We start from the raw sequence: 14,514 nt of genomic DNA on the forward strand, positions 1-14,514 counted from the left end.
CGCGTATAAATCCGACGCGGATCGTCACCCGAAGGCAAGGCGGTCCGTGCCGCTTGCCTCGATTATTAGGAGGCGGTCGGCGTGAATCGACTATGGAGTACACCACGCTCGGCTCGACCGGTATGGAAGTCAGTAAGATCTGTCTGGGCTGTATGAGCTTCGGCAGCGGACGGGACTGGATGCTAGACGGCGAGGAGGCTCGCGACCTCGTAGAGCGGGCGATCGACCTGGGAATCAACTTCTTCGACACTGCCAACGTCTACTCGGCGGGCGAGAGCGAGTCGATCCTCGGCGACGTGCTGGCCGACTACGACCGCGACGAGTTCGTCGTCGCCTCGAAGGTCCGATTCCCCGGCGCCGACGACCACCGCAACGCCGAGGGACTCTCCCGGAAGACGATCGAACAGGAGCTCGAGGCCTCCCTCGACCGCCTGGGGATGGACACGCTCGATCTCTACCAGATCCACCGCTGGGACTACGAGACGCCGATCGAGACGACGATGCGCGCGCTGGACGACGCTGTCCGCCGCGGGCGGGTCCGTCACCTCGGGGCGTCCTCGATGTGGGCCCACCAGTTCCTCGAGGCCCGGCGGGTGAGCGAGCGGGAAGGACTCGCGCCGTTCGAGACGATGCAGAACCTCTACCACCTGGCCTACCGCGAGGAGGAACGCGAGATGTTCCCCGTCTGCGACGCCTACGATGTCGCGACGATGCCCTGGAGCCCCCTCGGCGCGGGGTATCTCGCCCGTCCGCACGGGGAGTTCCGGACCACGACCCGCGGCGACCACGAAGTCGAGAACGCGGGCGTCCCCTACCACGAGTTCCCCGCCAGCGAGGAGATCAACGGCCGCGTGCAGGAACTCGCCGACGAGTACGGCGTCGCGATGGCCCAGATCGCGCTGGCCTGGCAGTTCCAGAACGAGAACACGACCGCGCCGATCGTCGGCACCTCGAGCGTCGATCACCTCGAGGAGGCCGTCGAGGCGCTCGAGCTGTCGCTGTCGGCTTCGGACGTCGAGTACCTCGAGGAGCCCTACGAGCCGGTTCCGGTGTACGGTCACGAGTAGCTCGCGAGGCGGCCGCGGGCGGAGAGCCGCGCGGCGGGTTCCGAGAACGATCCGCCGTCAGGAGGTGTGTTCGGCGGTCCAGCCGGGGTCGTGACCCGTCCGCTCGATCCGATCGGAGCGACAGGCCGGACAGTAGTCGGGAGTCGACGTTTCGCTTCGGGGAACGTAGACCGCGCCGTCGCACGCCACGCAGGCGTCCGAAACGACCGTCGCACAGTCCGCACAGACGTTGAAATCGTCGGCCGTGAGTCCGCGCAGGGGCTCGAGTTGTTTGTCCAGGGTGTACTCGTCGATGATCGCCCGACAGTTGTGGCACGGTTGCATGTCGATGCCCCTGATGCTGTGTGACAATAGCACAAAGTACTGTCGGCCGACTGCAGTCGGGGCGACCGGTCTCCGCGATCGAGTCCGCTCAGGCGTCCGGATACGGGATCTCGAGTTCCTCGCCGTCGTCGGGAACGAACACCTCGCCCGGGAACACCTCGCGGGCCGACTCGAGGTGGGCCGAGACGTCGCCGGCGTACCGCGAGGAGAGGTGCATCAGCGCCAGCCGTTCGGCGCCCGCGCGGGTGGCGATCTCGGCGGCCTGACGGGCCGTCGAGTGGGCGGTGTGAGCGGCGCGGTCGGCGCGGTCGTCCGCGAACGTCGCGTCGTGGATCAACAGGTCGGGATCGTCCGCGGCCTCGATCGCCGCGGCGACCGGGCGGGTGTCGCCGGTGTAGACGATCGATCGCCCGGGGCGGGGGTCGCCGACGACCTGTTCGGGGTCGACGACGGTTCCGTCCTCGAGTTCGACGGACTCACCCGCGTGGAGCTGCGAGAACTTCGGCCCCACGGGAACGCCGAGCTCCTCGGCGCGCTCGCGGTCGAACCGTCCCTTGCGGTCGTCCTCGACGAGCGCGTAGCCGACCGAGCGGGTGTCGTGGTCGGTCGCGAACGCCCGCACCTCGTACTCGTCGGTACGGTAGGCGACGTCGCCCCCGCCGACCTCGTCGATCCGCACCGGAAACGAGGGACGGTTGCCCAGCGCGTGGACCAGCGATTTCAGCTCCCGGCGCGTGCCACGAGGGGCGTGGATCGCCAGGGGATCCTCCCGGTCGTTGAAGTCCATCGTCTGGAGGAGTCCGGGAAGTCCGAGGACGTGATCGCCGTGGAGGTGCGTGACGAAGATCTGGGAGATCGAAAAACCCGTCCCGAACCGCATCATCTGACGCTGCGTCCCCTCGGCGGCGTCGAACAGCAACCCCTCGCCCTCGCGGGCGACGAAGATTCCGCTCGGATTCCGCTCGGTCGTCGGAACGGCCCCGCCGGTCCCCAGAAACGTCACGCGCAGTGGCATCAGTGTCCGTTCGACGCGCTGAGACTAAACCGCCTTCGGATCCGTCGGGCCCGACGAGGTCGACGGGGGCCGCGCCGTTCCGAACCGGCAAACAGACTGTGCGTTTTACGTCCCTGCAGCGCTAACGTGTCGAGCATCACTACCCCCAAATGAGTTCGAGAGCGACGTTCGGAACCATCAAGAGAGTTACCGCCGTCCTGATCGCGATCGCGATCGTTCTCGCGGCGGGAATCATCGTCGGACAGGCGCCGGCTATCTTCGGCGTCGACGACGATCCCGCGGCTTCGATCACGTTCGAGGATCAGGAGAGCGACGGCACGAGCGTCACCGTCGACGAGGTTACCCTCTCCGACGGCGGGTTCGTCGTCATCACCGCCGACGGCGACGAGCCCCTCGCGGTCTCCGAGTACCTCGAGGACGGATCCCACGAGAACGTCACCGTCGAGAGCCGGGAGAACGGGACCGAACTCGCCGGACAGCTGACCGCGACGGTTCACCAGGACACCGGCGAGGAGGAGACGTTCGAGTACGGCGAGACCGACGGCGAGGAGGACTCCCCCTACCTCGAGGACGGGTATCCGATCAGCGACACCGCGTCGGTGACGATCGACGAGGAAGCGGGCGCCTCCAACTCGTTCCTCGTCGAGTCGCTGGAAGCCCCCGACGCGGCGACGACAAACGAGACGATCACGGCCGTCGCCGAGGTCAGAAATCCCACGGAGTTCGCACAGCAACAGGTCGTCGAGTTCCGGCTGAACGGCACCGTCCTCGAGCGCCAGATCCTCGAACTCGACGGCGGCGAGAGCCGCGAGATCACCTTCGAGATCGACACGAACGGCGCGCCGCCGGGCACCCAGACCTACGGCGTTTACACCGACGACGACGGCGAACTCGGCGAGATCGAGCTCGAGTTCCACACGGATCCGTCCGTCGACGTCGTCGACGCCGACACCGACGAGGTGACCGTCGACGTCGCGACCCCCGAGCGCGGGTTCGTCGCGATCGAGGACGGCGACGAGGTCCTCGGCACCAGCGACGCCCTCGATCCCGGCGAACACGAGAACGTCACCGTCGCGTTCGACGAGAACGCGAGCGTCGGCGAGGACGACGAGTTGACCGCCGTCGTCTATGGGGGCGACCCCGAGGACGTCGAGTCGGCGGAGCCCATCGAGCACGACGGAGAGCCCGTCGAGCAGACGTTCACCGTCGCGGAGGCTCGAGCCGAATCCGACGAGGCCGAGAACGGCGCGGACGGGAACGGCGGAAGCGACGGGGCGTAACGCGGCGGCCAACCGACCGATTCTTACCGCTTACACCCCTACCGACGGACGATGGACGCGCCGCTGTGGACCGACACCCACGCCCCGGAGCTGGCCGAGTTGCCACAGGACGACGCTCGCGAGTACCTCCAGCGAGCCGTCGAGGAACCGCTCAACCTCGTCCTGCAAGGACCGCCCGGCAGCGGCAAGACCGCGGCGGCGCGCGCGCTCGCTCGAGCGGCCCACGACGATCCGGACAACGACCTAGTCGAGATCAACGTCGCCGACTTCTTCGGCCGGACGAAAACGGAGATCAAGAACGACCCCCGCTTCGCCGCCTTCCTGACCGGGCGGTCGTCGATGTCCAAACGCGACATGATCAACCGCGTCCTCAAGGAGTCGGCGAGCTACGCCCCCGTCTCCGGGGAGTACAAGACGATCCTGCTGGACAACGCCGAGGACGTCCGCGAGGACTTCCAGCAGGCGCTGCGCCGAATCATGGAGCAACACCACCGGACGACCCAGTTCGTCATCGCGACCCGCCAGCCGACGAAGCTCATCCCGCCGATCCGATCGCGGTGTTTCCCCGTCTCGGTGCGTGCGCCGACCAGCGAGGAGACCGTCGCGGTGCTCGAGCGCATCGTCGAGGCGGAGGACGTCGAGTACGACGACGAGGGCCTCGAGTTCGTCGCCGGCTACGCGAACGGCAACCTCCGGAAGGCGATCCTCGCGGCCCAGACCACCGTCGAGGACGCGGGCGAGCTAACGATGAGCGCGGCCTACGAGACGATCGGCGAGGTCGGCCTCGCCGAGGAGGTCGAGGGGATGCTCGAGGACGCCGAGGCGGGCGCGTTCACGGACGCCCGGAAGACGCTCGACGACCTGCTCGTCGACGAGGGACTCGACGGCGAGGAGGTGCTGGATCTCGTGCTCGAGGTCGCGCGAAAACGCTACCAGGGCGAGAAACTGGCCCGCACCCACCGGCTGGCGGCCGACGTCGAGTTCGAGATGCACGAGGGAACGAGCGACCGCATCCACGTCTCGCACCTGCTTGCCGAACTCGGTCGGAGCGCGTAGTCACGTCGCGTTCCGGGCCCGGACTTTTCGTGGCCCCGAACCGAGGAGTGTGTATGCCGACCGTCCGCGAGACCTACATCGAGAACCGATTCCGCGTCCAGCCCAACCACGCGAACAACAACGAGACGCTTCACGGCGGGAACCTGATGAAGTGGCTCGACGAGATCGGCGCGATGTCGGCGATGCGTTTCGCCGGCGAGACCTGCGTCACCGCCCGGGTGAACGAACTCGACTTCGAGCGTCCGATCAGGATCGGCGACATCGCGCTTGTCGAGGCCTACGTCTACGACGCGGGCCGCTCGAGCGTCCACGTCGCGCTGCGGGCCTGGCGGGAGGAGCCCCGCACCGGCGAGGCCGAGAAGACGACCGAGTCTTCCTTTACGTTCGTCGCGATCGACGAGGACGGGAGCCCCCAGTCGGTTCCCGAACTGACCGCCGAGAGCGAGGAGGGAGAACGGCTTCGCGAGCGCGCACTCGACGACGAGTCGTAGGCGATGGCCGCTACCCTCGAAGGAACGCCTCGAGGGCAGGTTCGACCTCCGTGACGGTTCGGTACTCGACCACCTCAACGGCGTCGTTGCCCCGCACCATCGCGGACAGTTCGTGCTCGTCGTCCGGACGATAAAGCGCGAGGACGGGCGTCTCCCAGGCGACGGCCCGACCGAGTTCGTACCCCACCCCGAGGCTCGGCGTCGTCACCTCGGCCACGACGGCGTCGGCTCGCCGGAGCCAGGCGACGTCCTGATCGTGGATATCGCCGTCGGTCAGTCCCGCCTCCTGTTCTTTCGCCTCGACGTCCTCAGTGCCGACGTGTTCGGTGAGGACCGTTCCGTGCTGCTCGAGGAGCCCGATGAGGTCGGCGTACAGATCGACGTCGTCCCGCCCGCCGCGGATGGAGCCGCTGAAGAAAGGTCCATGCGGGACCGTGGCGGTATCGGGTCTTAACAGTCACTTATCGTGACTCGTCGGGATCGAACCGGGTCGACCCGGTCTCGAACGGCGGTCACTCGAGCACCGAGTCCGGCGCTTCGGTCGTCGAAGGGCGGATCCCTTCGCCGTCGATCACGACTCGTCGACGTCGTGGAACCGTTCCAGTACGTCCTCGGGAACCGGGTTGACGTACTCGAAGGACTCGTCCTCGCACAGCCGTTCGAAGTCGCGGTCGGTCGTGACGAGGACGTCGACGTTGGCCCGTCGCGCGAGTGCGAGATAGAAGCAATCGAAGGCGTCGTGATTCTTCTGCGCACTGATCTCGTAGGCGTCGAGGACTGTCGTCCCGTCCACGTCGACGAACTCCAGCGGATACTGGAGCAGCGACGAAACGGCGTTTCTGGCCTCGTAGGGTTCGAAGCCCAGGTCCTCGAGTACCCACTGGATTCGTAGGGGCAAGTACCCGAAGACGACGAGCGTATCACCACCTGCGAGTGCTGGAACGAGTTCCTCGGCGACGTACGGATGCCCGGGGTGGTCGTCGACCAACTGTATCGACAACGCGTTGAGATCGGGAAGAACGCGAGTGCCGCTCATCCTATCGACCGCCGAACGTCGCCTCACCCGCGTCTCGGAACGCCTCCGCACCCCACTCTTCGCCGCGAGTTACCGTTTCGAGATCGGGAAGTTCACGTACGAGCCGGATGTCTCCGCCCTCGCGGACAACTCGGAACTCCGTTCCGTCCTCGAGGTTGAGGTCGTCTCGGAGCGCCTTTGGAATCGTTAATCGACCACGATGGTTGAGTCGAGCGGTCCCGTACTCCTCGTCTGCAGAATCGTCGGATTCGCTCACAGGAATCACCCGTTCCCTTGGGTACGGATACGATCACCATAAACTGTGGGGAGCGATCGGGTCTGATCGTGTCGGGATCAGCAGTTACTCGAGCACCAGCACGTACCGCGTCAGCGACCGGTGGACTCGGCGTTCGAAGGCGGCCTCGAGTTCCCACCCCGCTTCGCGGGCCTCGCTCGCCCACGAGCGGTCCGCGACGACGACGGCCCGCGAGGCGACCCGGCGGGCCTCCGCGAGCGCGCCCGCAACGAGGTCCTCGAGGCGGTGGGTGTCGATCTTCGACTGGCGGCCGTAGGGCGCGTCGAAGACGACGCCGTCGACCGCGCCGTCGGCGAACGGCAATCGGGTCGCGTCGCCGCGGCCGACGTGCCACGAACCGCGGGAGACGCCCGTCGGCGACGGCTCGTCGCGCTCGAGGAAGTGCTCGAGGTTCGTCCGCGCACCTCGAGCCATCTTCGCCTGGGCGTCCGTGCCGACGACGTCGGCGCCGACCAGCCCCGCCTCGACCAGCACACCGCCCGTTCCGCACATCGGATCCAGGATCGTCGCGCCGGGGCGGGCGCCCGCGACGTTCGCGACCGCGCGGGCCAGCAGCGGGTCCATGCTGCCGGGCTGGAAGAACGGCTTGTCCGTCGGCACGCGGGTTCCGAAGTCGCGGACGCTCTCGGCTGCGAGCCAGCCGAGCGCACAGACCGACACGGACTCACCTCGAGACCCGTCGACCGCTCCCTCGGCGTTCGAGAGCAGGTCGCCCCGTCCGTCCTCGTCGCGCTCGAGCCGACCCTCGGAGAAGGCCACCCGCAGGAGGTGGTCGGGATCCTCGAGGTCCACCGAGAAGCCCCGGTCGACCAGCACCTGGCCGAGTTCCCGTTCGGCGCGTTCGGTGCTGACGCCCGTCGAGCCGTGGACGTCGGTCGCTCGCACCGCGACTGTCGCGTCTCGGTCCCGATCGATCGAGGCCGCCTCGAGCAACGCCCTCGCGCTGGCGAGGTCGGCATCGGTCCGGCCCAGTAGTTCGCTCGCGCGGTGCGCGTAGGCGAGTCCGCGAACGCGCTCGGGGACGACGGCGTTCGCGAGGGCGAGTCCGGGCGCGATCGGGCGAACGTCGGCCGCGGCGCTTTCGGCCTCGCGGGCCGCGAACGCGTCGTCCTCGCCGCCGAGCTCGAGGAAGTACACGTCTCGTCGTGACGCGGGCGCGAGTATCAGCGTACCGTTTTCCACGCTCGGGACACGATCTCGCCCCGATGGGTACTCGAGAACCTAGCACATGGATTCCGCTGAATCGCACGGAGGACGTCGAGCAACGCCGATTTCGTCACCGAACCGTTCGGTACGAACCGGACATATCAGGTGGCGGTACCAACCTTTATAAACCTTAAATACGTCTTTTTAAGCGACTTATGACGGATCCGAAGGACACCATCAACATCGAAAACGTGGTGGCGTCGACCGGCATCGGACAGGAGCTCGATCTGCAAAGCGTCGCGATGGACCTCGAGGGGGCCGACTACGACCCCGAACAGTTCCCCGGCCTCGTCTACCGCACGCAAAACCCCAAGTCCGCCGCCCTGATCTTCCGCTCGGGGAAGATCGTCTGTACCGGTGCGAAAAGCACCGACGACGTCCACGAGAGCCTCCGCATCGTCTTCGACAAGCTCCGGGAACTCCAGATCCAGGTCAACGAGGACCCCGAGATCGTCGTCCAGAACATCGTCACGAGCGCGGACCTCGGACGCAACCTCAACCTGAACGCGATCGCGATCGGGCTGGGCCTCGAGAACATCGAGTACGAGCCCGAGCAGTTCCCCGGTCTCGTCTACCGGCTCGACGAACCCGAGGTCGTCGCCCTGCTGTTCGGTTCCGGGAAACTCGTTATTACCGGCGGGAAAAAGCCCGAGGACGCCGAGCACGCCGTCGACAAGATCGTCTCCCGCCTCGAGGATCTCGGCCTGCTCGAGTAGGGTCCCCGCACGATTCTCGCCGTCGTCGCTCCCCCAGAACCATCGTTCGCGCTTACCGTTCGCGCCGTTTCTGCCGCGTTCGTTCCGATACCGACCCGCTACCGGTCCGCGCTCGGGTCCGCGACCGATGGCGGTAATCCCGGTTTACCCCTCTCGTATCGCGACCGTCGAGTTCGCCGCGACCGTTCGCTCGAGTTGCCGACCGTTTATTTCGGCTCGAATCGTCGGGACTGGCCTAAACCGGATCGGAGGATCGGAAACGACCGACCGCGTTTATTCGACCTGGCTGAGTCTCCGTCGGTGATGACGCTCCATCCGGACCGAACGGCGTCCGTCGCCGAGTGGTCGAGCGGAGAACCCGCGTGCCTTCGTGCCCTCACCCGCGGCGAGTTCGGCCGCGTGCTGTCCAACGACCGACGACGCGGGGTCGTCGAGCACCTCATAGCCGCCGAGGAGCCGATCACGGTCCAGCAGCTCGTCGGCTGGCTCGCGGACGCCGAGGACGAGACGACCGCCCTGACGACCATCCACGAGCTGCGACAGCGGGTCCACGTCGCGCTGTGTCGGACCCACCTGCCGCTGCTCGAACGGTACGGCCTCGTCCAGTACGACCGCGAGCGCGGACAGGTCTCGCCCGCGGCGAACCTCCGGGAGTTCGAGTCCGTCCTCGAGGACGTCGACCTCGAACGTCCCTGGTGACGGGGTACCGTCGTCGACGAACTCCGGCAAAACAGCTCTCGAGCCGCTATTCTACGAGCCGTTCGATCTCCGTGACGAGGATGTCGCTGGCGCCGGCTCCTTTGACGTCGGTGATCGTCTCGAAGACGTCCCGCTCGTCGACGACGGCGTGGACCGCGAGCATCCCGTCGCCGCCGTCCTCGGCGATGTCCATGATCGTCGGGCCGCCGAGTCCGGGGATCACCTCGCGGACGTCGGCGAGCCGATCCTCGGGGACGTTCATCATCAGGTAGCGTTTCCCCTCGGCCTGTTTCACCGACGACAGCGCCGTCCGCACCTCCTCGACTTTCGGATCGTCGACGACGTCCTCGCGGGCGAACAGCCGCACGGAACTCGAGAGCACCTCCTCGACGATCGCCAGCCGGTTCATCTTCAGGGTCGTTCCCGTGCTCGTGATGTCGACGATCGCGTCGGCCATCTCGACGTGGGGCGTCAGCTCGGTCGCGCCCGAGACCTCGACGACGTCCGGTTCGACGCCGGTGTCGGCGAAGAACTCGCGGGTGATGTTGGGGAACTCGGTGGCGACGGTCTTGCCGGCCAGATCCGCGACGCGTTCGATGTCGTCGTCCTCGGGCGCGGCGAGGACGAGCCGGCAGCGTCCGAACTCGAGGTCGAGCAGCTCGGCGACGTCGTCGACGCCGGCCTCCCGGACCTGGTCGTAGCCCGTGATTCCCATCTCGGCCGCACCGTCGGCGACGTACTCGGGGATGTCGGCCGCGCGGGCGAACAGCACCGAGACGTCGGGGTCGACGGTGTCGGCGTACAGTTTGCGGTCGGCACCGTTCTCGAGGTGCAGCCCCGCCCGCTCTAGGAGGTCGATCGTCGGCTCGTGCAAGCGGCCCTTGTTGGGGACGGCGATTCGCATTACCGGACCGTTCGACGTCGCCCGGGAACTGTTTTTCCCTCCCGGCGACTCGGGCGGTCAGAACGCGGCTCGAAAAACGGATCGAAGCGGGATCGGGGGTTCGAAAGCGACTCTAGAACGACACCGCGTCGGGGGCGTACGGACTCCCCGGCGGCGTCGGATCGCGGTCGCTGTAGCCGACCCGACCGACCGCCTTGTTGCTCACCGCCGAGTACACGGCGAACCGGGCGTCCTCGGAACTCTCGAAGGTTTCGGACTCCAGACGCTCGAGTACCTCCTCGACCGTCTCAGTCCCGTTCGGGAGTTCGAGGGTCCGCTCGCCGTGCTCTGCGATCAGTTCCTCGGTGGTCGCGGGGTACTCGTAGTCGTCGATGACTTCGCCGGTGCCGTTGAGCAGCATTACACCGATATCTGCGTGAACAATGATTATAAACATTTTCCATAATCGATCTCTAGGAGTACCCTACACCTTAAACACCTAGAGGCCACCGGGGTCGGCGACGATCGCACAACGGTGAGCTTAGGGACCCGGGAGGGATGGAGTACGGCATGGTCTACGCCGATCTGCACGTCCACACGACGCGTTCGGACGGGGCGCTCGAGCCCGACGAGGTCCCCGCGGCCGCGCGCCGATCGGACGTCAGCGTCGTCGCGCTGACCGATCACGACCGGTTGCAGCCGTTCGACGAGTCCGCGATCGAACGCGACGGCGTGCGGATCGTCCACGGCATCGAGCTGCGGGTCGAGACCGACACCGGCCTGCGCGTCGACCTGCTTGGCTACGGGATCGAGCCGACGGCGGCACTCGAGGCGACGACGGGGCGGATCCAGCGCAACCGGATCGAGCGCGGTCGAGCGATCGTCGAGCGGGTCGAGGACCGGCTCGGAATCGACCTCGGCGTCGCCGTCGAGGACGGGTTCGGTCGCCCCCACGTCGCGAGGGCGATCGACGACCACCCCGACGCGGCCTACGACTACCAGGGCGCGTTCGAGCACCTCATCGGCGGTGACTGCCCCTGCTTCGTCCCCCGGGAGCTGCCGTCGTTCGACCGCGGCCGGGACGTGCTGGCCGAGGCCGGCCGGATCGTCTCGCTGGCCCACCCGTTCCGGTACCCCGATCCCGCGGCCGCGCTCGAGCTGACGAGCGCGCTCGACGGCGTCGAGCGATACTACCCCTACGGCCGCGAGATCGACCCCGAACCGATCGATCGGGCTATCGAGCGACACGGGCTGGTCGCGACGGGGGGCACCGACGCCCACGGGCGCGAACTCGGCGTCGCCGGACTCTCGGAAGCGGCGTACCGAGGGCTCGGGCTCGAGGGCTGACCGCGGACAGGAGAGCCGATAGCGGAGGGTTCAATGTCGCCTGGTTCGTACGGGCAGCCATGAACTGTCACTACTGCGACCGCGAGGCGGCCTTCGCAGCCGAATCCGACGGGCTCAAGGTCGGGCTCTGCGAGGAGCACTTCCGCGAACGGTTGCAGGAACTCGCCGAGGCCGACGGCCTCGAGGCGCTCAAAGAGCAGGTCGACGTCGACCGCGCCGAGTAATCAGGCCGTCCGGCCGGCGTCGACGTCGATCGCGTCGACGGGACAGACGTCGACGCAGAGCATACAATCGATACACTGGGCCTCGTTGGCGGGATCGGCCTTCTCCTCGCTCTCGGGGTGGCCCGGTGTGTCGACCCACTCGAAGACGTCGACGGGACAGTCCTCGAGGCAGGCGCCGTCGGCGATACAGAGGTCGAAGTCGACCGCGACGTGGGTGCCGTGGATGCCGAGCTCTTCGGGCTCGTCGACTGGTCCCCAGACGGCGTGGCCCTCGTGTTCGTCGACCTGTTCCCGGTTCTCGTGGAACTGCGGATCTATGGCCATTGCTAACAGGTAAAAATCGCCGCCAGGACTTAAAAGTATGTTCCGACTGTCGACAGGGACCGACACGGCTCGGCGAATCGAACGTCGGGGATCAATCCTCCCGGTCCCGGAACGCGCGCCGGTCGTCGAGCAGCTCGCGGATCCAGACGGCCACGCCGTGGTCGTGACCGTACGTCCAGATCGCGGTCTCTTGGACGACGTCGGGGAGACCGCCCTCCTTGAGCGCGGCCGCGACTACCGACTCGTGATCGACGAGCAGGAGCTGGGCGGGCCACTCCGAGTAGACGGGATTGGTCGTCTCGAGGTCGGGGGCGACGACGACCGTCGCCGCCGGAACCGCCTCCTCGAAGGCCGCCCGGTCGTCCTCGGTCGGCACCTCGAGGACGACCTCGACACCGCGGTCGGTCGCCGTCCGTAGCTCCTCGAGGATGGCGTCGTCGATTACGTCGTCGGTCGCGACGACGTGGTGGATCGCCTCCTCGGCGTTCGAGAGGAACGTGACGATCCGATCGGTGACGTGGTCGGTCTCCGAGATCGACCACACGCCGGCGTCCTCCGTGGCGTCGGGTTGCTCGATCTGCTCGAGGGCGTTCTCGGCGGCGTTGATCCGGGAGTCGTAGTCCTCGCGGATCCGCCGACAGGCCGTCTCGATCTCGGTCGCGCGGTACTCCCGGGGATCGGACTGCTGGACGTCGACGAGCCCCTTCCGATCGAGCCGTTCGATCGTGTCGTACACCCGAGAGCGCGGGACGTCCGACACCTGACTGATCTCCTTTGCCGTCCCCGTGGTGATCTTGGTCAGGGCGACGAAACACCGCGCCTCGTACTCGGTAAGCCCGAGCTCCGACAGCGCGGTGACCGCTTCCTCGGTTTTGGACATACGTGAACGCGAGTCCCGGCGGCTAAAAGTTAGGCGCTCTCGCGGCGGCGCGAGACGATCGGATAACAGGCCTACATACGCAGGCCGTTTCGAGAAATTTCCGATCGATGCAGGTATCGTATGACGCGAACAGAATTTTTCGCGTGGTATTTGTATGATTGATACGCTCACCGATCCGCTCATCGTCACGATGATCGGCTACTTCGCGGTGACGCTCGCGGTCGGAGTCTGGTACGGTCGGGGCGCGGGAGAGGGATACGTCGAGTTCACGCTGGCCGGGCGCAACCTGAGCCTTCCGGTCTACCTGATGACTTACTTCGCGACGTTCGCGGGGAGCGGGCTCACGATGGGGCTGGCCCAGCAGGCGTTCGTGGAGGGGATCAGCGCCCAGTGGTACGCGATGACTCAGGGGCTGGCCTGGATGACGATGACGCTGTTCATCGGCTTTATTTACTCGTTCGACGTCGTGAGCGTCCCCGAACTGCTCGGACGGGTGTACGGGGACTACACCCAGTACTTCGCCGGCCTGTTCACCGTCGCCGGCCAGGTCGCGCTCACGGCCGGCCAGACGATCGGGATGGCGTCGGTACTGGCAGTTACCACGGGGATCGACCTCGCGACGGCGTTCTGGATCAGCGTGGTTATCTTCGTCAGCCTCACCGCCTACGGGGGGATGAGTACGGTCGCCTACACCGACACGCTCCACGGCGTCGTCATCATCGGCGGGATGATCGTCGCGATCCCCCTCGCCGTCTCGAACGTCGGCGGCGTCGGCGCGATCGCGGCCGACGTTCCCGGGGAGTACACGAACTGGTTCGGCGTCGGGGTCGTCCAGATCGGCACCTGGTACCTGATGTACCTCACCGTGGCCGGCGCCCAACAGCAGATGCTTCAGCGGACCTGGTCGGCCAAGAGTCGCCGGGTCGCGATGTTCGGAACCTTTCTCGCGGGGACCATCATCACCGGCTTCGGGATCCTCTCGGCGGCCGCCGGGATGATCGCCAGCGCACAGGGCGCCGACATCTCCTCCGAGATGGCCTTCGCCTGGACGATCACGAACACGCTCCCCGACGCCTTCGCCGGCTTGCTGCTGGCCGCGGCCGTCTCCTCGGTCATCACCGGCGCGGATTCGTTCCTGCTCGCCGGCGCGACGAGTTTCATCAACGACATCTACATCCCGCTCCGGGGCGGTCACGAGGCGGTCGACGAGGACCGCCTCGTTCTGATCACGCGGGTCGCGATCGTCGTCTTCGGCGTCGGCGCCGCCCTGATCGCGTTCAGCGGGATCGAGATCATCGTGATCAACACCCTCGGAATGGGGATCATGTCGGTGCTGTTCGCGGGCCTGTTGATGCTGCTCTGGGACGGGACCGTCCGCGAGGCGGGGCTGCCCGGCTTCGTCGTCGGCGGCGTCGTCTTCACGGTCTGGGAGTTCGTCCTCGGCTCGCCCGAGATAATCGCCGGCGAGGGACAGGTCGAACCCGCAGTGCCGGCGACGCTGTCGGCGCTGGCGACGATCTGGCTCGTGAGCGTGCTGTACAACGGCGAGACGTTCACCAACGAGAAGATCCGCGAACTCGCCACCGAAGACATGGATCGACTGCGGGCCGACGAGGTCGCCTCGGACGACTGACGACGCGAGCGCACCGCTTTTTGCCGTCCCGTCGGTAG

The 14,514-nt window shown here is 66.9% G+C and carries 19 protein-coding genes; 9 read left to right on the forward strand and 10 right to left on the reverse strand.

What is annotated here, in order from left to right:
- Positions 1–92: 92 nt before the first annotated feature.
- Positions 93–1,067: an aldo/keto reductase gene (locus GWG54_RS01950; RefSeq protein ID WP_167936177.1), complete on the forward strand. Its 975-nt coding sequence runs from the start codon at positions 93–95 to the stop codon at positions 1,065–1,067.
- Between the two features lie 57 nt (positions 1,068–1,124).
- On the opposite strand, the gene GWG54_RS01955 is transcribed toward GWG54_RS01950, so the two are convergent.
- Together GWG54_RS01955 and rnz are read right to left on the reverse strand one after the other, a co-directional pair.
- On the reverse strand, positions 1,125–1,391 hold the full coding sequence (locus tag GWG54_RS01955) for a hypothetical protein (RefSeq protein ID WP_167936178.1): 267 nt from the start codon (positions 1,389–1,391) through the stop codon (positions 1,125–1,127).
- An 88-nt stretch (positions 1,392–1,479) separates the two neighbouring features.
- Positions 1,480–2,406, reverse strand: coding sequence for a ribonuclease Z (rnz, locus tag GWG54_RS01960; protein ID WP_167936179.1), 927 nt, complete (start codon positions 2,404–2,406; stop codon positions 1,480–1,482).
- A gap of 149 nt (positions 2,407–2,555) precedes the next feature.
- Here rnz and GWG54_RS01965 point away from each other — a divergent pair, with 149 nt between their 5' ends.
- Genes GWG54_RS01965 through GWG54_RS01975 form a run of 3 tightly spaced genes read left to right on the forward strand, consistent with a single transcriptional unit; the run spans position 2,556 to position 5,233 of the window.
- Complete coding sequence (locus GWG54_RS01965) at positions 2,556–3,686, forward strand: CARDB domain-containing protein (RefSeq protein WP_167936180.1); 1,131 nt, start codon at positions 2,556–2,558, stop codon at positions 3,684–3,686.
- A gap of 51 nt (positions 3,687–3,737) precedes the next feature.
- Positions 3,738–4,742: an AAA family ATPase gene (locus GWG54_RS01970; protein WP_167936181.1), complete on the forward strand. Its 1,005-nt coding sequence runs from the start codon at positions 3,738–3,740 to the stop codon at positions 4,740–4,742.
- A gap of 53 nt (positions 4,743–4,795) precedes the next feature.
- The gene (locus GWG54_RS01975; protein ID WP_167936182.1) at positions 4,796–5,233 is read left to right on the forward strand and encodes an acyl-CoA thioesterase; all 438 of its coding nucleotides are present in this window, start codon (positions 4,796–4,798) and stop codon (positions 5,231–5,233) included.
- Between the two features lie 10 nt (positions 5,234–5,243).
- Here GWG54_RS01975 and GWG54_RS01980 read toward each other — a convergent pair whose 3' ends face one another.
- The 4 genes from GWG54_RS01980 to GWG54_RS01995 form a co-directional block, all read right to left on the reverse strand.
- Positions 5,244–5,690, reverse strand: a complete 447-nt coding sequence (locus tag GWG54_RS01980; protein ID WP_167936277.1) for a nucleoside 2-deoxyribosyltransferase — start codon at positions 5,688–5,690, stop codon at positions 5,244–5,246.
- Between the two features lie 114 nt (positions 5,691–5,804).
- Positions 5,805–6,221, reverse strand: coding sequence for a type II toxin-antitoxin system VapC family toxin (locus tag GWG54_RS01985; RefSeq protein WP_245242730.1), 417 nt, complete (start codon positions 6,219–6,221; stop codon positions 5,805–5,807).
- 49 nt (positions 6,222–6,270) lie between these two features.
- Complete coding sequence (locus GWG54_RS20745; RefSeq protein WP_167936184.1) at positions 6,271–6,525, reverse strand: AbrB/MazE/SpoVT family DNA-binding domain-containing protein; 255 nt, start codon at positions 6,523–6,525, stop codon at positions 6,271–6,273.
- Positions 6,526–6,609: 84 nt separating this feature from the next.
- Complete coding sequence (locus GWG54_RS01995; protein ID WP_167936185.1) at positions 6,610–7,701, reverse strand: methyltransferase domain-containing protein; 1,092 nt, start codon at positions 7,699–7,701, stop codon at positions 6,610–6,612.
- Positions 7,702–7,925: 224 nt separating this feature from the next.
- Here GWG54_RS01995 and GWG54_RS02000 point away from each other — a divergent pair, with 224 nt between their 5' ends.
- A complete protein-coding gene (locus GWG54_RS02000) occupies positions 7,926–8,486 on the forward strand; it encodes a TATA-box-binding protein (RefSeq protein WP_006671604.1) in 561 nt (186 codons plus the stop codon).
- 303 nt (positions 8,487–8,789) lie between these two features.
- Entirely contained in the window at positions 8,790–9,185 is a 396-nt protein-coding gene (locus tag GWG54_RS02005) for a hypothetical protein (RefSeq protein ID WP_209438216.1), read from the forward strand.
- A gap of 46 nt (positions 9,186–9,231) precedes the next feature.
- Here GWG54_RS02005 and hisG read toward each other — a convergent pair whose 3' ends face one another.
- Both hisG and GWG54_RS02015 read right to left on the reverse strand, forming a co-directional pair.
- Positions 9,232–10,089, reverse strand: coding sequence for an ATP phosphoribosyltransferase (gene hisG, locus GWG54_RS02010; RefSeq protein ID WP_167936187.1), 858 nt, complete (start codon positions 10,087–10,089; stop codon positions 9,232–9,234).
- Positions 10,090–10,201: 112 nt separating this feature from the next.
- Complete coding sequence (locus GWG54_RS02015) at positions 10,202–10,489, reverse strand: DUF2795 domain-containing protein (RefSeq protein WP_167936188.1); 288 nt, start codon at positions 10,487–10,489, stop codon at positions 10,202–10,204.
- Between the two features lie 149 nt (positions 10,490–10,638).
- Between GWG54_RS02015 and GWG54_RS02020 the strand changes: the two genes are divergently transcribed.
- Both GWG54_RS02020 and GWG54_RS02025 read left to right on the forward strand, forming a co-directional pair.
- Complete coding sequence (locus tag GWG54_RS02020) at positions 10,639–11,415, forward strand: PHP domain-containing protein (protein ID WP_167936278.1); 777 nt, start codon at positions 10,639–10,641, stop codon at positions 11,413–11,415.
- A 59-nt stretch (positions 11,416–11,474) separates the two neighbouring features.
- Entirely contained in the window at positions 11,475–11,639 is a 165-nt protein-coding gene (locus GWG54_RS02025) for a DUF6757 family protein (protein WP_008421032.1), read from the forward strand.
- On the opposite strand, the gene GWG54_RS02030 is transcribed toward GWG54_RS02025, so the two are convergent.
- Positions 11,640–11,963, reverse strand: coding sequence for a ferredoxin family protein (locus tag GWG54_RS02030; protein ID WP_167936189.1), 324 nt, complete (start codon positions 11,961–11,963; stop codon positions 11,640–11,642).
- Positions 11,964–12,054: 91 nt separating this feature from the next.
- The gene (locus tag GWG54_RS02035; protein ID WP_167936190.1) at positions 12,055–12,843 is read right to left on the reverse strand and encodes a TrmB family transcriptional regulator; all 789 of its coding nucleotides are present in this window, start codon (positions 12,841–12,843) and stop codon (positions 12,055–12,057) included.
- Between the two features lie 154 nt (positions 12,844–12,997).
- On the opposite strand from GWG54_RS02035, the gene GWG54_RS02040 reads away from it, so the two are divergent.
- The gene (locus GWG54_RS02040; protein WP_167936191.1) at positions 12,998–14,476 is read left to right on the forward strand and encodes a sodium:solute symporter; all 1,479 of its coding nucleotides are present in this window, start codon (positions 12,998–13,000) and stop codon (positions 14,474–14,476) included.
- Positions 14,477–14,514 lie beyond the last annotated feature (38 nt).

It is taken from the genome of Natronococcus sp. JC468 (genome assembly GCF_012163165.1).
GTDB lineage: Archaea > Halobacteriota > Halobacteria > Halobacteriales > Natrialbaceae > Natronococcus > Natronococcus jeotgali.